This is a genomic window from Streptomyces sp. MK37H (genome assembly GCF_018035285.1).
GTDB lineage: Bacteria > Actinomycetota > Actinomycetes > Streptomycetales > Streptomycetaceae > Streptomyces > Streptomyces endocoffeicus.
Genome location: NZ_JAAAYH010000007.1, coordinates 1 through 21,355 on the forward strand (window position 1 = coordinate 1; position 21,355 = coordinate 21,355).

Genomic DNA, 21,355 nt, shown 5'->3' on the forward strand with positions numbered 1-21,355 from the left:
GCCGGTGGCCCCCCGGGACACCCGCTGCGCGTCCTGCGGCCGTGCGCGCACCCATGCGCTGCTGGTCTGCACCGAGCCCTGTCTGGAGCTCCGCCACGGTCCGGGCCCACCGCTGCGGCTGGGCCGCCACCCGGACTGGGCGCCGCGGACCGCCGCCGCGTTCGAGGGCTGGAACAAGGTCTCCCGCCACCATGCCTCGATCACGGTGGAGCCGGACGGCACCGCCTGGGTCGAGGAGCCCGACGCGGGCAGCCGCAACGGTACGTATCTCAACGGCGCCCGGATCGCGGCGGGTGTGCGCACCCCCGTCCGCGACGGCGACCAGCTGCGGCTCGGGCTGCGGGTCAGCTTCGCCATACGGCTGTACGGACCGGAGCCCGGCACCGGCTGAGCCGGTGCCGGGCGGGGTCGCGGGGCGGACCCCCGTGCCGCCCCGCGGGCTCATGCCCGCATACCGGGCGGAATGATGACCGCCCGCAGCGGTGCCAGCAGATGGTTGGCCTCGCCCGCCCCCTCGAACGTGCCCAGGTTGTGGGCCTGGCCGGGCACCGCCTTCAGCGGCTCCTCCCCGCAGCGGTCGCCGAACAGCACCAGGGCGGGGTGCGGGCGGTGCCGCCGCGACTGCCACACCAGCCCCTGGGCGTCCGGCACCTGACGCCGGATCTCCCGCGCCCAGGCGCGGGTCTGCGCGTACTCGTCGGTCTCCAGCAGCCAGGAGGTCTGGAACACCGCGGCCAGGTCCTCCTCCTCGACCAGCCGCACCAGGACCAGGTCCTCGGTCACCCGCACCTTGGACAGCGAGCGGGTGGCCGCCAGCGCCCACGGCACCTGACGCCGCCCCTCCGGCCCGGTGAACTCCATGTCCCGCAGCATCACCTCGGCGAGGGTGGTGGTCGGTGCCACGGCCGCGTAGAGATACGGGTACCGGTCCTCGGTGGTGGCGTCGAAGCGGTTGCCGCCGAAGAAGGAGTGTGCGGGCTTCGGGTTGAACTCGGTGCAGGCGTAGGCGGTTTCATGACACCTCCACAGCTCGGTGCCCGCGCTCAGGACGAACAGGTTCGGGCTCATGCGCGCGCCCTCGGGGGGCGCCTGCCTCACCATCCGCCGTCTCCGATCAGCGCGGCGGCGGCCTCGGTCAGCCGTGCGTCCGGCACCCGCCCCACCAGGGCGGCCGGTGCGTCGCGCAGCCAGGTGTTGCCGCCGAGCCACCAGTCGGCGGCGCCCCAGGGGTCCTGGTCCGACAGCAGCATTCTGTTGATCCGCTGCACCACCGGCCGTGGCTCACCGGTGTCCGGGTCGAACTGGAAGTCCGGGTAGCGGTCACCGCGTTCGGGATCGGACAGACGGATCAGCCCGGCCCCGGTGGGATCCTCGGCGGCCGTGCCCGTGAGCTGCTCCGGGCCCCGCGTGGGGGCGGTCAGCAGCCGCTGCCGTACGGCCCGGGCGATCTGGGCGCTCTCGGGGTCCAGCGTCGGCCAGTCCACGGAGTCCAGCAGCCGGATCAGTTCGGCCAGCCGGTCGGTGTCCGGCAGGACCGCGGAGGAAGCCGCGCCCCCGGACCGGAACTGGTCCAGCTTTCTGCGCAGTTCCATCTCGCGGGGGAGGGGCAGCAGCGCCAGCCGCACCTGCCGCACCGCACCGCGCACGGCCCTGGCGTCGTCTCCGGCGGCCCGCAGCCGCAGCACACTGTCCTGGAAGCCGCTGAACTGCGCGGCGGTGAGCGAGGCGCGGATCTCCGGCAGATGCCGGCGCAGCAGCTCCAGGAGATCGTCGGTGGTCATGGCTGTCGTCCTTCCACGGGTGCGTGGGGAGCGGGGTTGCCCTGGTGGATGAATCCGGCCCAGGAGACGGCCCGGGCCAGGCCCCCCGCGTCGCTCTGCGTCTCGGCCAGCAGGAGCCCGGTCAGCCCGGGGACGGGGTGGCGGTCGTGGTCGAGCATCCACAGTTGGGCGGCGCGCAGGGCGTCCGGCGGGGCCAGCCCGGTGACGGTCAGATGGTGGTGGAAGACCACCATCAGCGCGGCGGAGGCGCTGTCCGAGACCTTCCACCGCGAACCGACCACATCCGTGGCGCCGCGCGCCAGCAGTGCGGTGGTCGGGGTCAGCGCCTCGTCGTGGTCACGGCTGCTGAGGTCCGTCTCGCAGGCGCTGAGCACGATCAGCGGCCCGGTGGCGGCCCGCTCCCCGGCGGGTACGTCGAGGATGCGCGTCACCGTCAGCCTGCCCAGGTCCGGGGTGTCCACGGGGACTTGGGCGTCTGGGGTGTCCGGGTCGGCCAGGTGGAGGGCCGAGTCGGTGGGCCGCAGCCCGGCCAGGCCGTGCACCACCAGATGCAGCAGCGAGGCGGCGGGTGCGGCCGGGCCTCCGGGGAGGTGGGAGAGCACGTCATCGGGGGTGCCCAGCGCGTTGTCGGGCGCGTCCTCGTGCCAGCCGTAGAGCAGGGCCTCGGTGTAGTACGCCGTACGAAGGGCCGTCACCTCGTCCTGCGCCCAGGTCAGATCCCCGCTGGGGTCGGCCACCAGCACCGCGCGCTCGCTCGCGGGCACCCGGCCGCGCCGGGCGGCCCGCAGGAACTCACCGCCGGAGGCGGCGTACGAGATGACCGCGCCCTCGCAGGCGTACGCGTACGGGCGCCGTGCGTCGTCCCGTTGCCCGGGGAGGCGGGCGGCGTGCCAGGGAACGGCACCGAGGTTGCCGCACGGCACGAGGACCAGCCGGACCGGCGCGTCGTGTGCCGCGGGCCCGGCCCCCGCTTTCCCATGCCCGGCCCCCGCTTTCCCGCGCCCGTCCTCCGTTTTCCCGCGCCCGTCCTGCGCCCGTGCGTCCAGCGCCTCCAGGACGGGGGCGAGGACGGCCGGGCCCGCCCAGTCGCACAGCCCCTCCAGCGCCGCCTCCCAGTCGCGATGAGCCTCGGCGTGGGCGTCCATGCCCTGCTCGGACACGGCGGACCGCCGGGCGCCCGCGTCCAGATAGCGCTCCAGCGGCTCGCGGCCGAGCGCGCCGAGCCCCGGCAGCGGCAGCGCCGTCGGTTCGCCGGTGCTCCGCACCAGGACGGCCACGCCATCGGCGGTGCCCTGCCCGGGCACCAGATACACCAGGGCGTCGGCGCCGGTGGCGCGCAGCCCGTCCCGCAACTCCCTGATGTCGGGGGCGCCGAGGAGTCCGCGCAGCGGCGCCTCGCCGCTGTCCCGCCGCAGCACGTCCAGCGCGCGGCGGCGCAGCGTGCTGGGGATCTCGACACCGGGGGCGGCCCCGGTCGGCATGACCCGCGCGAGCGCGTTCCGGACCTCCTCCGGGGTGCCGCCGCCGATGCCGGGCGCGAGTCCGCCGCCGGTCGGCGCGGACTCGGGCGGGAGGTCCCGTACGGCGGTCCGCCACTGCTCGGCCAGCTCCGCTTCGCCCCGGGCGGCCAGCTGCTCGGGGACCCCGGCGGCCGCGGCCGCGGCGCGCAGCACCAGGCCCCGCCCGTTCTCCAGCGACGTCACGGCCTCCTCGATCCGGCCGGCCACGGCGGCCCAGTGGGCGGCGAGCAGCCCACGGCTGGCCCCCGCCCTGGCCACCTCGAGGCCGTGCTCGGCGCCGAGTTGCAGCAGCACGTCCTCGGCCAGCACCCACAGCGAGGCATGGGCGGTGGCGACGGCCGCCCCTGTGTCATCGCGCTCCCGGTCGGCGCGCAGCCGGTATGCCTCGGCCAGCTCCCACAGCAGCTTCTGCCGGATGTCCGGACTGGTGCGCTCGGTGAGTTCCCTCCTGGCCCGTTCCAGCTCCCCGACCGCCTCCTCCAGGTCGGAGGGGTCGCCGGTCGACCTGTGGACGGTGAGCAGCGCCAGCCCGATGCCTTGCCGGATCCACACCCGCTGGTCGGGGGTCGAGGCGGGGCCGTCCAGGGCCCGGCGGGCCCGGGCCACGGCCTCGGAGACCCGCGCGGGATCCGGTTCGATCATGGAGAAGAGGGCCAGCAGGGGCGCGCACTGCGCGTCCATGAGGGGCTGGGCGAACGTCGGGAGCCTCGGGTGGTTCGCCGCCTCCTCGAAGTAGGCCACGCCCGCCCGCAGCGCGGGGATCCCGCCGTCCAGCGTGGCCAGGCTCAACTGGGCCTGGCCGAGCAGGAAGAGCACCAGAAACTGCCATTCGCTGCTCTCGCCGGCCTCCTCCAGCAGGTCGAGCAGCTCGTCCAGCAGGTCCTCCAGCGTTTCGGTGTTCCGCTCGTCCAGAGCCTCGTTGAGGCGCAGCTGTAGGTGCATGCTCCGGGTGCACAGCCTCAGCCCCTCCGCGCCGGGCCCGGTCGCGTGTGCGGATTCGAACACCGCGGAGGCGGGGCCGAAGAGCGCGTCGAGGCGGACACGCGCCTGGTCGCGGTCCGTGAGGTTGCCGCCCAGGATGTTGGCCGCGGCCAGCAGTCCGGGCGATATGACCCCGGCCATCCAGTCCACCCGGCCGGATCCCGCACCGGCGGCTGTGCCGATCAACTCGGCCGCCTCGGCCAGCCGGTCGGCGTCCCCCGTGCGCATGCCGTGCGCCATGCGGCTCATCGCGGCGCGCATCGCGGTCTCCGCCTCTTCACCGGCCGGCCCCTTGCTCACCTCATTGACCAGGTCCTCCAGATCCTCGGTCCGGATGGTGCCGGGCACCTCGAGCTCCAGCATGAGGGCGGCCTGTGCGAAGGTGAGGGCGGTCTCCTCCTCGGGGGGCTCCGCCATCGCCTCGGCCTCATCGCCTTCGCCCGCCCCTCCGGGTCCGGAGAACTCGGCGGCCAGACCGCTCAGGGCCCGCATCAGGTCGGAGTTGCGGCCCGGCAGCCGCTGCGCCATCTGCGCGGCCAGGGCGGCCATCTGCTCGAGGTCCCGGGAGCGCACGACGGCGGGCACCCGCTCGAGGATGTCGGCTGCCCAGAACAGGGATTCGGCGGCGTCTTCGGGGAGGGTCGGTGCCAGGTCGGTCACCAGACCGCGCAGTTCGGCCAGGTCGGCGGTGAGTTCAGGGTCGCCCAACGCCACTCGGCGCCCCATGTCGAAGGACTCCAGGAGGCGGGACAGCGTGCCGTCCCATCCGGCCATCATGCCGGGCGTCAGCAGCAACCGCACCAGGTGGAAGGCGGAGGCGCGCTCGTCCCGTGGGTCGAGCGCCTCAGCGGCGCGGGCAGCCCGCAGCACCCGCAGGCCCCTACTCCGGTCGTCGTCCGTGGGATTGCGCCCGTAGCGCTCGGCGTACAGGCCGCCGAGCCGGGCGCGTACGGTGCACAGCAGCGCGTCCCCGTCCGGTACGGACGCCGCCAACTCGGCTTCCAGGTCGTCGAGTTCGGTGATGCGGTGGTCGAGCAGGGCGGGGTCGGCGGTGGCGGGCGGCCGGGTGCCGTCGGGCGCTCGCGTGGCCGCCGTACCGTCGGACGAGCCGTCCGAACCGGGGCCCTTCGAACCGGCGCCGGCCGCCGGGCTCTCCGGCGGGGGCGGGACGATCCACGCCAGCGCGTCGGCCGCGGCCCGTTCGGCGCGGTCACGTAATGCCGCGAGATCCCTGCCGTGCATGAAACGTCCCCCTTCGTCATGCCGCTCTCATCATCCGCCCGTCCGCGCGAGCACAGGAGTCCTTTGATCGCTCTTTCCGGAAACCGACCAGAAGACGTCCGCGAATCGCCCGGTCGGATGCGCGGGTGCGGAGCCGCGGGAAAACTCCGGCGGCGCCTTCGCGCTCTTCCTCGTACGGTTTCCTTAGAATCGATCGCATGTCTGATCTGGTAACTGATGAGCTGATTGACCTGCAAAAATCCGCCGATGCAGAGCATCACCGGGTGTCCGGACTGGACGGCGATGAGCGCCGGGAGCAGTGGGAGCGGTGGCGCGCGGCGGCGGAGCGGGTACAGGCGGCGATCACGGAGCACGCCACGTCGGCCGGGTTGAGCAGATTCGAGGTGGAGCGGGCGGTGAAGAGAGCCGTAAGACATCCGGAGGGCTCATCCGCGGCGTAGACGCTCCGGGGCGAGGGCGGCGCGGGTGGCTCCCGGGCCGCCCCGGGTGACCCTCGTGCCGGGCACGTGCCCCCGGCACAAACCCACCCACCTGCGGCAAAGGGGAAAACGGACATGAGGTGAATCGCGTGACATCCCGTCACGCCCGGTGAGGCACCTTTATCGATGCGTGACCAAATGTGTGGGTGGCGTGCTCGGCCGCGACCTACCCTCGCCGGTGAACCAACGTTTCTGCACAGGATCCCCGCGGCGAAAAGGTGGAGCGTACATGTACGGCACGATCGACGGGTTCAACTACGGGGCCGCCACCCCGCTGGCGGCCTACCTCATGGCCTGTCTGGGAGGAGCCCTCGGCTTACGCTGCACCGCCCGGTCGGTGCGCACCCAGCGCTCCTGGAAGGCGGGCTGGCTCGCGCTCGGATCCGCGTCGATCGGCTCGGGCATCTGGACGATGCACTTCATCGCCATGATGGGGTTCCATGTGAAGGAGACCCCGATCGGCTTCGACATACCGATCACCCTTCTCAGCCTTGCCGTGGCGATCGTCGTCGTCGGCATCGGCGTCTTCATGGTCGGCTACCGGGGCACCTCCCCGGGGGTGCTGGTCTCGGCCGGTGTGTTCACCGGACTCGGTGTCGCGGGCATGCACTACATCGGGATGTCCGCGATGCGCGTGCAGGGGCACCTGGAGTACTCCGTGCCGACCGTCCTGCTCTCCGTCCTGATCGCGGTCGTGGCCGCGACCGCCGCGCTCTGGGCCGCCGTGACCATCCACGGCTTCCGCGCCAGTCTGGCGTCGAGCATGGTGATGGGGGTCGCCGTGACCGGGATGCACTACACGGGCATGGCCGCGGTCAGCGTGCGGCTGGACGATGTGCTCAGCGCCTCCGTGGGCGGTGAGGCGCCCGCTTCGCTCATCCTCCCCATGCTGATCGGCCCGGTGATCTTCCTGGTGATCGCGGGGACCATCATCATGTTCGATCCGCTGCTCGTCCTGGGCGAGGGGGAGTGGAACGAGAAGAAGGCGGACAGTGCGCGCAGGACCCCGCCGCCGCCACCGCCCCGGCCGGTCTGGCCGACTTGGCCACCGGAGGAGGAGCCCGCTCGGGTCCGGACGAACCGCCCGGACCCGCGCCACGGCCGCCAGGAGTACCGCGAGTGGTGAACCCACGACCGTTCCGGGGCACGACGAGGCGCCCGTGACCCGCGTGCGGAGCGGACACCGATCCGCCGCCACGGCCACCTCGCCGCACCTCGTGTGCCCTAATGGAACCGGTGCGTTCCCGCCCAGCCGGGATCCCCGCTCATGGCGAAGCGCACCCACGCGCCGTGCATCTCCGCGGCCAGCGACGGCGGGATGTCCGGTCCGAGCAGTCCGTTCGCCGTACGGAGCGCGGGCAGTTCGGTGTGGTCGAAGACGAACGGGAGCTCCACGGCGTGGCACGCGCCGAACGGCCCGCCCCGCCAGTCGAAGTCGTAGGTGAACGCCTTGTCGTAGCGGGACACCAGCCGCTCACGGGCGTCACGGAACATCGCGTCGATGGCCGCGCTCTGTTCCGGCCGCTGGTAGAGCAGCGACTCCTGGGTGTTCGTGCCCACCAGCAGATCCACCGGATGCGGCGGTGGCGCGTCGTCGAGCCCGTCGAGCACCACACCGAGCGGCGACAGTCTCGGCCCCACCCCGGGCACCTCGGCGAGCGCGGACACCAGTCGCTCGTCGGGGATGTCGGCGAACGCCTCAGCCGTCGCCGGAACGCCCAGCCGGTCCGCCAGGGCCCGGGTCGTCTCCGCCGCCTCCGCGCCGGTCAGGGCGTGGAGGCCACCGCTCTGGCTGATCGCGCCCCGGAACAGCCCGGCGGCCTCGGGCATCACCAGCAGCGCGCTGACGATCATCCCTCCCGCCGACTGCCCGAATACCGTGACCCGGTCGGGGTCCCCGCCGTAGTCCGCGATGTGCTCACGCACCCACCGCAGCGCCGCGAGCACGTCCAGCAGGCCCCGGTTGCGCGGGGCGCCCGGCAGATCGAGCCAGCCCAGCGCGCCGAGGCGGTAGTTGAGGGTGACCAGGACCACGCCGTCGCGGGCGAAGGACGTCCCGTCGTACACCGGCGCCTGGCCGGTGCCGGAGAGGAACGCGCCGCCGTGCACGAAGACCATCACCGGGGCGTTTCCGTCGGTCCGTGGCGTCCAGACGTTGAGCGTCAGATAGTCCTCGCCACGCACCCAGCCCGGGCCCATCAGCGGGCTCAGGTCCGCCGGGAACCGCCGCTCGGGTGCCGGAGCCGTCGGCCCGGGCCCGTCGGCGCCGCTTGTACCGTGTGCGGGGGGTACACCCGGTACGGGGGCCGGTGCGGCGAACCGCGCGGCGCCGGTCGGCCCGGCCGCGTACGGGATGTTCCGGAACACGCTCATCGCCATGCCGCCCACTCCCTCACCGTGAACCGCTCGCCGTCACGCCGCACTTCGGCCGCGCTCGCACCGGGGAAGTGCGCGGGGAACAACAATGCACCCTCGTCCGCGGCCTCGCCCAGCACCCGGCGCCGGGAGACCCGTGCCCGCGGCTCGTCCTCGTCGAAGCAGGGACACGCGTCCGGCTCCACGATCTGCAGCGGGCTGTGCATCAGATCGCCCACGAAGACCGCCCGATCCGTGCCCGACCGCAGCCGCACCACCGACGAGCCGGGGGTGTGGCCGGGGGCGGGCTCGATGCGCAGCTGGGCGTCCACGTCGTAGTGGTCGCCCTCCCACAGCACGGTCTGCCCGGCCCGGTGAACGGGGGCGACGCTGTCCTCGAACACATTCGTCATCCGGGGGCCGGAGCGGGTCCGGTGCCCGTTCTCCGGGTTCCAGTAGTCGAAGTCGACGCGGGGGAGCACGTACTGCGCGTTGGGGAAGGTCGGCCGCCACTCACCGTCCGCCCATGAGGTGTTCCAGCCGACGTGGTCCCCGTGCACATGGGTGCAGATCACCACGTCCACATCCTCCGGGCGGACCCCGGCAGCGGCCAGCTCCCCGAGGTAGTTCGTGTGCAGATGGTCGAAGTGCGGCATGCCCGGCCGCTCCCGGTCGTTGCCGATGCCCGTGTCGATCAGGATCGTCCGGCCCTCGCTGCGGAGCAGCCAGGTCTGGATCATCGTGAGGATCTCATCGGCGGCGGGATCCAGGAATTCGGGGGCCAGCCAGCTCTCGTGCGCGCGCCAGTGCTCCGGGGCCACGTCGGGAAAGATGAAGCCGCGTGGCAGACCCCTCGGGGCCACCTCTACCACCCGGGTGATCTCGACGTTTCCAAGCGTGATGGTGTCCATGTCTCCAGCGTGCGCATCGGCGGGCGCGGGCGGTATCGGTCATATGACTGCACCACGGGCTAGAGTCGATGGATGACCATGGTCGGGCGGGAGAGTGAGAGCGCGGCCGTACTCGGTGTGACCAGCGGTGTGCTGATCCTTACGGGTGAACCGGGCGCGGGCAAGAGCACCCTGCTCGGCCTCGCGGCGGATCGTCACCAGGGCCGGGTACTGCGGATGACGGGCAGCGAGAGCGAGGCGAACCTGACGTTCGCGGGGCTGCACCAGCTGCTGCGTCCGGTGCTGGCGGAGACCGCGCGGCTGCCGGGGCGGCAGCGGTCGGCGCTGCTGGGGGCCATGGGCCTGGGGGACGACTTCGGGGGCGGTGGTCTCGGGCCGGCCAAGCCCGACAACGCCCACCTCAGGGAGGCCGAACCCGACGGCGTCGACACTGGACGCGGCGGCCCGCCCGATCGGCTGTTGCTCGGGGTCGCGCTGCTCACGCTGCTGTCGGACCTCGCCCGGCAGTCGCCCGTCCTCGTGGTCGCCGACGACCTTCAGTGGATCGACGCAGGCTCGCTGGAACTGCTCGCCTTCGCCGCCCGGCGCATCGGCGACGAACCCCTCGCCGTGCTGGCCGGAGCCAGGGACCCGGGCGAGGGCGCCCGGGGCGGGGCCACGGCGCCGTTCTCCGGCTTTCCCCTGCTCACGCTCGACCCACTGGACGCGACCGCCGCGGGCCTCCTGCTGGACCGGCAGCCGTATCCGCCGACCGGCAGCCGCCGGTTGCGCATCCTCGACCAGGCCGCCGGAAATCCGCTGGCGCTGATCGAACTGGCCCGGGCGAACGGCGCCTGCGGCGCGGACTCGGCCGGCTCCGCCGACGGGGAGCTCCTGCCGCCCACCGACCGCCTGATGCGGGTCTTCGCCGCCGACCTCGAGGCCCTGCCCGAGGCCACCCGGCAGGCACTGCTCCTGGTCGCGGCGGACGACCGGGCGGTGGCGGGCCGGGTCGAGGCGCTTGCCCCGGCCGAGGCCGCCGGACTGCTGCGGATCACCGGCGGCGGCCGCGGCGGCTGGCGGGCCCGCTTCCGGCATCCGCTGATCAGGTCCGCGATCTACCACTCCGTACCACTGGCCGCCCGCCGTCAGGCCCACCGCGACCTCGCCACGCTGCTCGGCGCCGAGCCCGACCGCCGCGCCTGGCATCTGGCCGCCGCCGCGGAGGGGCCGGACGAGGAGATCGCCGCCGCGCTGGAGGAGTCGGCGGCCAGGGCCCGGGAGCGTGGCGGATACACCGCCGCCACCACCGCACTGGAGCGAGCCGCCGAGCTGAGCCCCGGGCGGCGCGACCGGGCCCGCCGCCTGGTGGCCGCGGCGGGTGCCGCGGTGTCCACCGGACAGCCGCACTGGGTGCGGAGGCTCGCCGCGCAGGCCGCCGCGCTCACCGACGACCCGGAGCTGTCGGCCGAGGCATCGCTGCGCGTGGGCCAGGTGCTCACGCTGAGCACCGAGCACGACACCGCGATGTCCTTGCTGCTGCGGGCGGCGGAGGACCCCAAGCTGCGCCGGGTCGCGCTCTCCTCGGCGTCGGTGGCGGGCTTCTACTCGGGCGACGAGGAATACCGCCTCGCCGTACGGGCCCGGGCACACGACGACCCCTGGACGCTCACGGTGACCGACCCCACCGCGCACCGGTCCGAGCGGGTGGCGGCGATCCCGACGCTGGTCGGGCGGGCGGACGGCGACCCCGCCCGGCTCATCTCGCTCGGCGCCATGGCCTGGTTGCTCGACGAGACCGCACTCGCGGTACGGATCTTCGACGACGCCCTCCACCGCTGGCGGCTGGGCGGCTCCCTGCCCATCGGTCTCGGTTGCTCGGCCGGGTGGTCGTACCTGGACCACGGGCGGTGGGCGCAGGCCCGTACCGCCGCCGTGAACACCAACTCCGCGGGTGCCGGGCTGCCGCACCTCGACGCCGCCGCACGGTCGCTCGAGGCCGCCGCGCTCGCGCTGACCGGACGGACCGATGAGGCCCGCGCCGCGGGCTCGGCCGCGCTGTCCCTCGTCGACCCGCACCGCAGCCGCGCCGTCGCCGTCCGGGCCCGGTGGGCGCTGGGCATGGCCGCGGTGGCCGACGGCGACCACATCGGTGCGTACGAGCAGTTCCGCCTGCTGTTCACCGCCGACGGCGACCCCGTCCACTACGCGTGCTCCTACCCGGGGGTCGCCGAACTGGCCGCCGCGGCCGTCCGCACCGGCCACGGCGCCGAGGCCGCCGCCATCGTGGAGCGCACCGCCGACCGGCTCGCCGAGGACCCCTCGCCCCGGATGCGCATCCTGATCCACCGCGCCCGCGCACTGCTCGAACCGTCCCAGGCCGAGCCGCACTTCACCGCGGCCCTCGCCGAACCGGCGGGCGGCCAATGGCCGTTCGAACGTGCGCAGATCCTGCTGGACCACGCCGAATGGCTGCGCCGCCGCCACCGCATCACCGAGGCGCGCCACCAGCTGAACACCGCGCTGGAGACCTTCCGCCGTCTCGGCGCCCCCTCCTGGATCGACCGCACCCAGGCCGAACTGCGCGCCGCCGGTGTCGAATCCGCCCCCGCCGGCCCCGACGCCCTCACCTCGCTGTCCCCGCAGCAGCAGCACATCATCCGCCTGGCCGCGCAGGGCCTGAGCAACCGCGAGATCGGCGAACGGCTCTTCCTCTCTCCCCGCACCGTCGGCTCACACCTCTACCGCAGCTTCCCCAAGCTCGGCGTCACCGCCCGCTCCCAGCTGCGCGACCTGATCGAGGCGTCCGGCCAGTCGTAGTGGCGGTGGCCACGTGCGATCCCGGCGATCGCCACCGGCAGGGCAGCTCCACCGCGATGACCGTCGGCCCGCCGCGCGGGCCGGACACCGTCACCGTTCCATCGAGCGCGGCGACACGGCGGCGTATCCCGAGCAGCCCGAGGTCATGTTCGGGACCATCCGTCTCCCCGGCGCCGGACGCGTCCGCGTCGGATCCGTCCGCGCCGGAACCGCCGGTGGCGGCCTCGGCGCCGCCTCGTCCCTCGTCACGCACCGAGACACACAACCCGCTCGGAGTACGGGCCAGCCGGGCCTCGGCCCGGTCGGAGCCGCTGTGCCCGGCCACGTTCGCCAGCGCCTCCGCCACGACGAAGTACGCGGCCGCCTCGACCGCCGCCGGCGCCCGCGCCCCGTCCTCCAGACCGTCCACCCGCACGGTGACATCGAGCCCGCTGCTCGCGGCGAGCGCCCGTACCGCCCCGGCCAGACCACGGTCGGTGAGGACCGGCGGATGCATGCCACGCACCATATGGCGCAGCTCCGCCAGCGCCTCGTCCGCCAGGTCCTGCGCGTCGTCCAGCATCCTGCGCGCCGCCGTCGGATCCCGGTCGTACGCCCGCTTGGCCAGCCCGATCCGCAGGGACAGGGAGACCAGCCGCGCCTGGGTTCCGTCGTGCAACTCCCGCTCGATACGCCGCAGTTCGGCACCGTGTGCGGCGATGGCACCCGCCCGGGTCTCCACCAGCTCCTCCACCCGCCGGGCCAGCCGGGCCGTGGCCCGCGCCGCGTGCCGCATCCGCCTACCCATACCGACGAGGCTAGAAGACCGGCCGGACCCACACGGGAGAGCGAGCCGCCCCTTCGATGGTGGAGCCCGCTACACCCCAGGCCCCCCGCCCGGGACTCACCGGCATGGACGCATCAGGGTGCGGGTACGGGCCGGGGGAGTCATGGTGGAGGAACCGGTCCGCCCAGAAAGGCACCCGATGACGGATCTCCAGGAAGTGGACCGCATCGCCGCGGCCGACCACCACTTGGCGGTCGTGTCGACAACGCGCGCCGACAGCACGGTCCAGGCATCAGTGGTCAACGCGGGGATCGTCGGCCATCCGGTGTCCGGCGACCAGGTGGTCGCCTTCGTCACCTACGGCCCCGCCAAACTCGCCCATCTGCGGGCGCGTCCGCGGGCCACCGTGGTCTTCCGCGCCGGATGGAACTGGGCCGCGGTCGAGGGCCGCACCGAGATGGCTGGGCCCGACGACCCGTTCCCCGGGATCGACCCCGAGCGCCTGCGGCTGCTGCTGCGCGAGATCTTCACCGCCGCGGGCGGTACCCACGACGACTGGGCGGCCTACGACCGTGTGATGGCCGAGCAGCGCCGCGCCGCGGTCTTCGTCCACCCCGAGCGCGTCTACGGCAACTGATCCCCGTGGCGGCGCCGGGGCCACGGTCCGACCCCGGCACCACCGGGCGGTGGCCGGTCAGAACCTCGGGTCGAGGATCGAGCCCCATGTGAAGACGGCGGACTGCGACAGCCGTTCGCTGTCCTCGAGCCTGATCGTGTCCCACTCGGGGTTGTCGGGGTTCAGAGATGTCTCCTGGCGGTAGAAGCCATCATCCGGGATCAGGCAGTCCTCCCACGTGTACCAGTCCGCGCCCAGGTAGACGTTCAAACGCTTCGCGTCACCCAGCCACTGCTCCCAGTCGTAGTTGCCGGCTGCCAGCTGGACGCGGCGGTCGATGCACGACTTGTCCATGATGGGTGTGGGATGGGCGTCCAGGAACTGCTCCCTGGTGTTGAAGGCCGTCGGGTTGTCCTGGGCGGCCGCCGAAGCGGCGCTCGGTGCGCCGAGGACGGCCACGCCGAACAAGGCCGTGAGAGCCAGATTGATGCGCGAAATGCGTGCCACGATCGTCTCCTCACCGATGGGATCGGGCATCCAGGCTCAGTCACCCCGCTGGGGACCCGTCCCGTCGCCACCGTCACCCGGTGTGACACCGGCGTCGTCAGGAACGGACGCGGCCGTCCCCGTCCACCCTCGTCGAAGGGGTCAGCTCCTGGGAGACCTCTTCGACCTGCCGCAGGATGCGCCGCGCCGTCGAGGCCAAGGGAATCACCGGCTCGCCGTCGGCGGTGAGCTCGACCGGATGGAGACGCAGCCGGGGCGGGCCTTCCCCCAGGGTCACCTCGAACACCGCACTCTCGAACCACGGCCGGTCGAACATCCGCTCCGGTCCGCGACGGGATCAGGCTACGCGGGGCCGGGGGTCGTCCGCCGGGGCGTCGGCCGGGCCGGTCAGTCGTCCGCGCGGAGGATCATGCAGGTGGTGGTCGCGTGGGCGATCAACCTCCCCTGTTCGTCCAGCACCTTGCCCTCGGCGGTGGCGGTGCGGCGACCGGCGTGGAGGACGGTGCCTTCGGCGATGAGGGTCTGCCCGTCGGTGCGGGCGGCGCGGATGTAGTTCACCTTGAGCTCCAGGGTGGTGTAGCCCACCCCGGCCGGGAGAGTGGTGTGAACGGCGCAGCCCATGGCCGAGTCGAGCAGAGTGGCGGCGATACCGCCGTGGACGGTGCCGAGGGGATTGGCGAAGTCGGGGCGGGTGTCGAGGGAGACGACGACGCGTCCGGGGTCCACCTCGTCGAAGCGCATGCCGAGGAGCCGTCCGATGGTGGGAATGTCGGCGGGTCGCTCGGACTGCACCCAGCGCATGAGGTCGAGGCCGGAGAGGGTGGTGAGGTCGGTGGTGGTCACAGGCGTTCCTTGCGATCGTGGTGGCCCGCGCCGTTCGGCAGGGATACGGCGCGGGAACCGGTGGGGCTGTCGGCTGAGGGGGCTGTCGGCCAAAGGCGTTGTCAGCCGAGGGGGTTGTCCTTCGCCCGCAGGGCGGCCAGTACGGGGGCGTACATACGGCTCTTGATGGTGCCGAGGGTGTCACCGGCCTTGCCCGCCTGCGCCGCCGCGAGCTCGACGGCGGTCGACCGGACGGAGTCCTCCGCCACCGCGTGGTCGACGATCCCGGCGGCGAGCGCGTCGTGGCCGCCGTAGCGACGAGCGGTGACCATGGCCTCGTGGGCGGTCCGCGGGCTCAGTCGGCCCTGGATGAGCGCGGACATGCCCGGGGTGAAGGGGATGTTGATGTCCGCCTCGGGCAGACACCAGAAGCCACGGTCGGCGCGCATCACCCGGACGTCATGGGCCAGGGAGAACATCGCGCCCGCCGCGAAGGTGTGCCCCTGCAGCGCGGCCACGGCCACGAGCGGCAGCGACAGCATCCGGGCCAGGAGCCCGTGGACGGAGGTGACATAGTCCTGGTGCTGGTCGGCGTGTGCCAACAGCCAGTCCAGGTCAAGGCCGTTGGAGTAGAACTTGCCGGTGGCGGCCGTCACCAGGGCACGCGCCCCTTCGGCCTTCTCCACCTCGTCCAGGGCGCTATTGACAGTGGCGAGCCAGTCGGGGTGGAAACGGTTCTCGCCGTCCCCGAGGTCGAGCACGAAGACGTTGTCCTGGCGGTCCAGCGTGGGCATGGCTGCTCCTTCACACAGGGCTGAGTCGGCCGACGGGTCCGCGCGCCACCCAGTGGCTCGCGGATCACGGCGGTTGGTTCACAGTGGCTTCAGGGTGGTGGCGTGGGTTTCAGGGTGGTGGCGCGTCGCGGTCGCGGGCGGGGTCCGCCAACGAGTCGGCGGTGCGCAGAGCGTGGGCCAGAAGGTCGTGGATCTCGGTGGCGGCCGCCTCCAGCGGGGCGGTGCTCCGCTCGGCCCGGCACATGATGACGGCGCCCTCCACCGCGGCGATGACGAACGCGGCCAGCCGCCTTCCCCGCTCCTCCGACAGACCGTGCCGGACGAACAGGGCGGCCAGCGCCTCCTGCCAGCGGGTGAACACCGTGGCCGCGGAGCGGGCGAGCTGCGGGGCGTCGTCGTTGGTCTCGACGGCCACCGCCACGATGGGACAGCCGGTCCGGAAGTCGCTTTCGACGAGCAGTCCACGCCACAGCGTGAAGAACGCGTCGACCGCCTCCAGCGGGTCATCGGCCCGCGCACCGGTCTCGATCAGCCCGGCGATGAAGTCACCGGCGAGCGCCACCGCCTCGTCGATCAACTGCGCCCGCCCGCCCGGGAAATGGTGGTAGACCGAGCCACGCGGGGCTCCGCTGTGCGCGAGCACCCGGTCGATGCTCGTGGCGCTCGCACCGTACTCACGCAGCAGCGCAGCGGCACTCAGCACCATCCGCTCGCGGCTGTCGCTCTTGCGCCGGACCATGCCACCCACCACCTCCCTTACGTGTGGGTAACTTATGCTCCATGACATAGAACATGCAAGAGCTGTCGGCGAACACGCCCGGCCGTTGTCCGTCGCTATGGCACCCGCGCTGTCCACTCTCCGCTGCTGTACTTCGTAAGGGCGAGCTCTTCGGCGCGTGCCATCTCCTCGTCGGTGACGTGCCCCTGGGCGAGGCCGTAGCGGGCGCGGAAGGAGGCGAGCATGCGGTCGATGATCTCGGCTCGGGGCAGGCCGGTCTGGCGGCGTAGTGGGTCGACGCGTTTCTTGGCGCTCTCGGTGCCCTTGTCGGACAGCTTCTCCTTGCCGATGCGCAGCACGTCGAGCATCTTGTCGGCGTCGATGTCGTACGCCATCGTCACGTGGTGCAGTACCGCGCCGCCGCCACTGGCCAGGCGCTTCTGTGCGGCACCGGCGATCTTGCCCTCTTCGGAGGCGATGTCGTTGAGGGGCTGGTACCAGGCCTTGATGCCCATGTCGCCGAGCGCGGTCAGGACCCAGTCGTCGAGGTAGGCGTAGGAATCGGCGAACGACAGGCCGGAGACGAGGGAGGCCGGTACCGAAAGGGAGTAGGTGATGGTGTTCTCGGCCTCCACGAACATGGCTCCGCCACCGGAGATGCGCCGCACCACCGTGACTCCGTGACGGGCCGCACCCGCGGGGTCCACCTCATTGCGGAGGGACTGGAAGCTGCCGATGATGACGGCCGGGCGGCCCCACTCCCACACCCGCAGTGTGGGCGGCCGCCGTCCGGCGGCGACCTCGCCGGTCAGCACCTCGTCCAGGGCCATGTGCAGCGCGGGGTCCTGCGGCCCGTCGTGGATCAGCTGCCAGTCGTAGTCCGTCCAGTCGGTGGCACGGGCCAGCGCCCGCCGCACCGCGATGCCGACGGCCTCGGGGGAGAAGCCGAACATCACGGTATCGGCCGGCAGCCCCGCCTTGACGCGGGCGGCGAGCGCCTGTGCGTCGGCGTCGGCGGGCGCGCCCTCCAGGGCCCGGTCGATGGCGTGCAGCGCCTCGTCCGGTTCCAGGAAGAAGTCGCCCGCCACCCGCACCCCGCGCAGCGCGCCGTCGTGGACCTCCAGATCCACGACGACCAGCTTGCCGCCCGGCACCTTGTACTCACCGTGCATGCCCTGCACCGCCTCCTGTTTCCGCCCCGGCGCTCCGGATCATTATCCCGCGCCAATGGCCGGATCCCGCGCAGTGACCGGCTTCAGGCCACAGCGCGGGAGAGGGGGCGGGGTCAGGCTCCGGCGGTCGAGCCCGGGCGGACGATCATGAGGATGGTCACCGTCACCCACAGCAGGTTGAACACGCCCGTGAACATGGCCAGTTGGACGGTGTCGGACCGCTCCAGGGCCTTGCTCGCACCGAGGCTGTCGAGGAGTTCGCCCTGGCGGGGCAGGACGAAGGCGACCAGGACACCGGCGGCCGCGGCCGTCAGGGCGATGGAGGCGGTGAGCCAGCCGCTGTCGAGGACGCCCATCACGGCGGCCGTGGCGAAGCCGAAGACGGGCACGGCCAGGCCCATCTTGGCGTAGACGCGGCAGATGCGGTGCAGCAGCCGGACCGTGCCCAGGTCCGCCTGGCCCTCGGCGGCGGACGCGTGGGCGTTGCGGGCCGCGGGCGGGAACATGCTGGCCGCTACGGTGACGGGTCCGATCGCGACAATGGCGGCCAGGACGTGCAGGGAGAGCAGGATCTTGGTCATCGGGTGGTGTCCGGCTCCCTTTCGAACGTGGCAGGCACCAGCGTCTCCTTCCGAGCGTGGGGCGGGTGGTGCCCGCCCCACGCTAGGGAGCCGGGAGAAGATCACCCAGGGGCTGAAATGACAGAAGCCAACGGATTCTCGCCAGGCCGGGCCCGACAGCGGCGTCTCATCCCTCGACGTACTGCGCCACCCCGTGTCCGAACGACCAGTCGGCCGACTCGTTCTCGGTCAGGGTGATGAACACGTTCCGCGGCTCGGTCCCCGCGTACTCCTCGGCGAGCTCGGCGATCCGCCGGTACAGCGCCTGCTTCTGTGCCGGTGTGCGCCCCGAGCGCATCGTGAGGGCGACGTAGACGATGCCGTCGTCGCGCGGCACCCCGGGGTAGTCGTCGTAACGCAGCATGCCGCCGGTGCCGTCATGGCTGGTCAGCACCTGGAACCGGTCGTTGGGCGGGAAGTCGATGGTTTCCACCAGCGCGTCGTGCACGGCACGGCCGAGCGCGTCGAGCCGGTCGGCGTCGGCCCGCAGTGCGTCAATGCGGACGAAGGGCATGTCGGGGCTCTCTTTCGCGCGAGGGGTGAGGGGTCGTGGGCTCAGCGGACATGGGCGGTGAGCAGGCCGAGCGCCCCGTCCATCGCCCGGGCGTACACCTCGGCCGAGTCGGCGGCGCGGGCCAGCACGTAGCCGCCCTGCAACACCGCGACCAGCGCGGTGGCCGTGGCCACCGGGTCGAGCCCGGTGTCGAGCTCGCCGCTCGCCCGGCCCTCCGCGAGCAGCCCGGCCAGCCGGTCGGTGAGCCAGGCGAAGGTCTCCTCGACCGGACGGCGCAGCTCCGGATCCGCCATCACATCGGGGTCCTGGGTGAGACGGCCGACCGGGCACCCCTTCAGGGCGTCCCGCTCCCGCCGCAGATAGGCGGTGATCCGCCCGACCACGGTGCCGGAGCCGCCGAACTCGGCCTCCGCTCTGCCCCTCAGCTCCTCGGCGCTGCGGCTGATCGCGGCGAGCGCCAGGTCGGGCTTGCCGCGGAAGTGGTGGTACATGCTGCCCTGGCCCGCTCCGGAGCGCTCCTGGATCGCCTTCGGGCTCGTGCCCACGTAGCCGCGCTCCCACAGCAGCTCACGGGTGCTTGCGATGAGTCGTTCCCGGGTGTCCATGGACGTGACCCTACATACTAGTAGGTACAAAAGGAAACGCGCGGACCGCCCCCTCGGTGAGAAGATCCCCCCGTACTGCGCGCGCTGGTTCGGACGGTGGAAGGTGACGATGTACGCGATACCCCTGGGCGAGGACGGCGCGGAGCTGCGCCCGCTGGAGCCGTGGCAGGCCGAGGAGTTCCTCGCCCACATGGACCGGGGTCGGGAGTTCATCGGGCGGCACATCGCGCTGGCGGACGCCGTGGCCGACCTGGAGTCGGCCCGGGCGTTCCTCCAGGGGTACGCGGACAAGGCGGCGGCCGACGCGGGGCGGATCCACGGCATCTGGACGGACGGCAAGCTGGTCGGCGGAGTCCTCTTCCGCACGATGGACGTCAAACAGCGCACCGCGGAGGCGGGTTGCTGGCTGGAGCCGTCGGCGGTGGGCAGGGGACTGGTGACCCGCGCCACGCGCGTGATCATCGACTGGGCCGTCGAGGAGCGGGGCATCCACCGCGTGGAGTGGTGGGCGGCGGCGGCGAACGAGGCCAGCATCGCCGTGGCCCGGCGGCTGGGGATGACCAAGGACGGTGTGCTGCGGGAGGGCCGTCTGCACCGGGGCAAGCGGCATGACATGGAGATCTGGTCGGTGCTCGCACCGGAGTGGCGGGCGGGCCGGCAGCCCTCCTGATGGGAACCTGGACCGACGCCTTCGTCGCGCCCGCCAGGCCGGACCTGCTTCCGCCGGACTCCTTCGGCCGCCTCGTGGTGGACCTGGCCCGGGAGCGTGTGGTCCGTACGCCGTGGTGGCTTCTGGCGGGCAGGCTCTGTGTCAACGCGAGCCTCAACTGGGTCAGCGTCAGCGGACAGGCGCGCTATGACCGGCCCGCCCCGGGGACGTCGCTGCGCACCGAGCGGCATCCCCAGTGGCAGGAGGACGACGACCCGCCGCCCTGGGGCGATTCCCATGAGGAGGCCAGGCTGCTCGCCACCGGTGAGTCGATACGCCATGTCCTCCCGGCCCTCCGGGCGGCTCCCTACGGCCGGGAGGACATCGCGGTCGTCTTTCCCTGCCTGGACTTCCGCCACCGAGGGGTCTCCGACTTCCTGATCTGCGAGGACCACCGCACCATGCTGGTGTGCTTCGCGCTCGCCCGTCCGCAGATCCGCCCCCTCGCCACGGACGACACGGCGGAGGCCGGCGGGGAGGTGCATCCGGTGCGGACCTGTGTGGTCCACACCTACAAACTCGCCCGCCGGATCGGTCCGGCCTCGGCCATCACCGCCATCGCCGCCCGCCACTTCGGCCCCGACCTGGTCACCGGCAGAACCTGGGGCTGACGGCCGTGCACGACATGGTCAGTGGCGGCGGGCCACGGTGATGATCTCCGGGCTGGTGTCCGTCAGCGGCCCGCGATCCCAGTCCCCGTACTGCTCCGCCACGGCCAGCCCCGCCTCGTCCAGGAATCCCGCCAGCGCCTCCGGGCCGAGGAACCGCAGGGTGCTGCGGCTCAGCAGGGGCCGCTCCCAGCCCGCACCGGTGTAGGTGTGCGTGGCCGTGACGAGATCGCCCCGCACCGGCGTCTCCACCTCGCACACGCAACGCACCACGGCCCCGGTGGCGTCCACCACCTGGCCCGAATACCGCACATCCCAGTCCTCCCACTCCCGCACCAGCGGATTGCGGGTCTCGAAGACGAAGCGGCCATCGTCGGTCAGCGCCGTGGCGATCGCGGCCAGCGCACCGCGCAACTCCTCGTCTCCGAGCAGCGTCTGGAAGGCGTGGCCGGTCATCACCACTAGCTCGAACTCACGGTGCCACCCCGGCGCCAAGGCCAGGTCGCCGAGCACCCACTCCGCATCCGGGCACTCGCGCGCCACCTCCAGCATCCCCACCGCGGGATCCAGCCCGCACAGCCGCCCCTCGTGCCCGTCCTCCCGCGCCCCGCGCAACAGCGCGCCCGTGCCGCACCCCACGTCCAGGACGGAGCGGGCGGACATCACGAGGGGCAGATAGAACCTGAAGTCCCCGCGCTCGTCCCAGGGGCAGAACAGGTCGTACAGCGCGGCCAGCCGGCGCTCGGAGAACTGCGTGTCCACCATGGCCGTCACAGTGCCCTCGGGGCGGCGGGCGCGCAAGGCATGGCCCCGGCCGATGGCGCCGTGGACCAGCC

22 protein-coding genes and 1 pseudogene are annotated in these 21,355 nt (G+C 72.8%); 7 read left to right on the forward strand and 16 right to left on the reverse strand.

What is annotated here, in order from left to right:
• Positions 1-391, forward strand: a 391-nt coding sequence (locus GWI24_RS02285; RefSeq protein WP_210944201.1) for an FHA domain-containing protein, incomplete at its 5' end; no start/stop codon positions are given.
• A 50-nt stretch (positions 392-441) separates the two neighbouring features.
• On the opposite strand, the gene GWI24_RS02290 is transcribed toward GWI24_RS02285, so the two are convergent.
• Genes GWI24_RS02290 through GWI24_RS02300 form a run of 3 tightly spaced genes read right to left on the reverse strand, consistent with a single transcriptional unit; the run spans position 442 to position 5,524 of the window.
• On the reverse strand, positions 442-1,068 hold the full coding sequence (locus GWI24_RS02290; protein WP_247615757.1) for an RES family NAD+ phosphorylase: 627 nt from the start codon (positions 1,066-1,068) through the stop codon (positions 442-444).
• Between the two features lie 26 nt (positions 1,069-1,094).
• Positions 1,095-1,781, reverse strand: coding sequence for a hypothetical protein (locus GWI24_RS02295; RefSeq protein WP_210944203.1), 687 nt, complete (start codon positions 1,779-1,781; stop codon positions 1,095-1,097).
• Positions 1,778-5,524: a CHAT domain-containing protein gene (locus tag GWI24_RS02300; protein ID WP_210944204.1), complete on the reverse strand. Its 3,747-nt coding sequence runs from the start codon at positions 5,522-5,524 to the stop codon at positions 1,778-1,780. The genes GWI24_RS02295 and GWI24_RS02300 overlap by 4 nt, the downstream gene beginning before the upstream one ends.
• Positions 5,525-5,721: 197 nt before the next feature.
• Between GWI24_RS02300 and GWI24_RS02305 the strand changes: the two genes are divergently transcribed.
• Both GWI24_RS02305 and GWI24_RS02310 read left to right on the forward strand, forming a co-directional pair.
• The gene (locus GWI24_RS02305) at positions 5,722-5,964 is read left to right on the forward strand and encodes a hypothetical protein (protein ID WP_210944205.1); all 243 of its coding nucleotides are present in this window, start codon (positions 5,722-5,724) and stop codon (positions 5,962-5,964) included.
• A 268-nt stretch (positions 5,965-6,232) separates the two neighbouring features.
• Positions 6,233-7,129 carry an MHYT domain-containing protein gene (locus tag GWI24_RS02310; protein WP_210944206.1) on the forward strand — a complete coding sequence of 299 codons (897 nt, stop codon included), beginning with the start codon at positions 6,233-6,235 and terminating at the stop codon, positions 7,127-7,129.
• A 98-nt stretch (positions 7,130-7,227) separates the two neighbouring features.
• On the opposite strand, the gene GWI24_RS02315 is transcribed toward GWI24_RS02310, so the two are convergent.
• Together GWI24_RS02315 and GWI24_RS02320 are read right to left on the reverse strand one after the other, a co-directional pair.
• Positions 7,228-8,382, reverse strand: coding sequence for a carboxylesterase family protein (locus tag GWI24_RS02315; RefSeq protein WP_210944207.1), 1,155 nt, complete (start codon positions 8,380-8,382; stop codon positions 7,228-7,230).
• On the reverse strand, positions 8,373-9,269 hold the full coding sequence (locus GWI24_RS02320; RefSeq protein ID WP_210944208.1) for an MBL fold metallo-hydrolase: 897 nt from the start codon (positions 9,267-9,269) through the stop codon (positions 8,373-8,375). The genes GWI24_RS02315 and GWI24_RS02320 overlap by 10 nt, the downstream gene beginning before the upstream one ends.
• 72 nt (positions 9,270-9,341) lie before the next feature.
• Between GWI24_RS02320 and GWI24_RS02325 the strand changes: the two genes are divergently transcribed.
• Positions 9,342-12,068, forward strand: coding sequence for a helix-turn-helix transcriptional regulator (locus GWI24_RS02325; protein ID WP_247615758.1), 2,727 nt, complete (start codon positions 9,342-9,344; stop codon positions 12,066-12,068).
• A gap of 31 nt (positions 12,069-12,099) precedes the next feature.
• On the opposite strand, the pseudogene GWI24_RS02330 reads toward GWI24_RS02325, so the two are convergent.
• Positions 12,100-12,819 (reverse strand): annotated as a pseudogene (locus GWI24_RS02330) (sensor histidine kinase); the annotation flags it as partial.
• Positions 12,820-13,033: 214 nt separating this feature from the next.
• On the opposite strand from GWI24_RS02330, the gene GWI24_RS02335 reads away from it, so the two are divergent.
• A complete protein-coding gene (locus tag GWI24_RS02335) occupies positions 13,034-13,471 on the forward strand; it encodes a TIGR03618 family F420-dependent PPOX class oxidoreductase (protein WP_210944210.1) in 438 nt (145 codons plus the stop codon).
• A 57-nt stretch (positions 13,472-13,528) separates the two neighbouring features.
• Here the strand turns inward: GWI24_RS02335 and GWI24_RS02340 are convergent, their stop codons facing one another.
• The 9 genes from GWI24_RS02340 to GWI24_RS02380 form a co-directional block, all read right to left on the reverse strand.
• Positions 13,529-13,987 carry a hypothetical protein gene (locus GWI24_RS02340; protein ID WP_210944211.1) on the reverse strand — a complete coding sequence of 153 codons (459 nt, stop codon included), beginning with the start codon at positions 13,985-13,987 and terminating at the stop codon, positions 13,529-13,531.
• A 67-nt stretch (positions 13,988-14,054) separates the two neighbouring features.
• Positions 14,055-14,273 carry a hypothetical protein gene (locus GWI24_RS02345; protein WP_210944212.1) on the reverse strand — a complete coding sequence of 73 codons (219 nt, stop codon included), beginning with the start codon at positions 14,271-14,273 and terminating at the stop codon, positions 14,055-14,057.
• A gap of 71 nt (positions 14,274-14,344) precedes the next feature.
• Positions 14,345-14,800: a PaaI family thioesterase gene (locus tag GWI24_RS02350; protein WP_210944213.1), complete on the reverse strand. Its 456-nt coding sequence runs from the start codon at positions 14,798-14,800 to the stop codon at positions 14,345-14,347.
• A 101-nt stretch (positions 14,801-14,901) separates the two neighbouring features.
• Positions 14,902-15,573, reverse strand: a complete 672-nt coding sequence (locus GWI24_RS02355; protein WP_210944214.1) for an enoyl-CoA hydratase-related protein — start codon at positions 15,571-15,573, stop codon at positions 14,902-14,904.
• Between the two features lie 109 nt (positions 15,574-15,682).
• Positions 15,683-16,312, reverse strand: a complete 630-nt coding sequence (locus tag GWI24_RS02360; RefSeq protein WP_247615759.1) for a TetR/AcrR family transcriptional regulator — start codon at positions 16,310-16,312, stop codon at positions 15,683-15,685.
• Positions 16,313-16,407: 95 nt separating this feature from the next.
• Positions 16,408-17,463 (reverse strand): biotin/lipoate A/B protein ligase family protein, encoded by a 1,056-nt coding sequence (locus GWI24_RS02365; protein ID WP_210944215.1) that lies wholly within the window; start codon positions 17,461-17,463, stop codon positions 16,408-16,410.
• A gap of 113 nt (positions 17,464-17,576) precedes the next feature.
• Positions 17,577-18,044, reverse strand: coding sequence for a DUF2269 family protein (locus tag GWI24_RS02370; protein WP_210944216.1), 468 nt, complete (start codon positions 18,042-18,044; stop codon positions 17,577-17,579).
• Positions 18,045-18,210: 166 nt separating this feature from the next.
• Complete coding sequence (locus GWI24_RS02375; protein WP_210944217.1) at positions 18,211-18,597, reverse strand: tautomerase family protein; 387 nt, start codon at positions 18,595-18,597, stop codon at positions 18,211-18,213.
• 41 nt (positions 18,598-18,638) lie between these two features.
• Positions 18,639-19,202, reverse strand: coding sequence for a TetR/AcrR family transcriptional regulator (locus tag GWI24_RS02380; protein WP_210944218.1), 564 nt, complete (start codon positions 19,200-19,202; stop codon positions 18,639-18,641).
• A 109-nt stretch (positions 19,203-19,311) separates the two neighbouring features.
• Here GWI24_RS02380 and GWI24_RS02385 point away from each other — a divergent pair, with 109 nt between their 5' ends.
• Positions 19,312-19,872: a GNAT family N-acetyltransferase gene (locus tag GWI24_RS02385; protein ID WP_210944219.1), complete on the forward strand. Its 561-nt coding sequence runs from the start codon at positions 19,312-19,314 to the stop codon at positions 19,870-19,872.
• Positions 19,872-20,522, forward strand: a complete 651-nt coding sequence (locus GWI24_RS02390; RefSeq protein WP_210944220.1) for a hypothetical protein — start codon at positions 19,872-19,874, stop codon at positions 20,520-20,522. The genes GWI24_RS02385 and GWI24_RS02390 overlap by 1 nt, the downstream gene beginning before the upstream one ends.
• A gap of 18 nt (positions 20,523-20,540) precedes the next feature.
• On the opposite strand, the gene GWI24_RS02395 is transcribed toward GWI24_RS02390, so the two are convergent.
• Positions 20,541-21,284, reverse strand: a complete 744-nt coding sequence (locus GWI24_RS02395; RefSeq protein ID WP_210944221.1) for a trans-aconitate 2-methyltransferase — start codon at positions 21,282-21,284, stop codon at positions 20,541-20,543.
• Positions 21,285-21,355 lie beyond the last annotated feature (71 nt).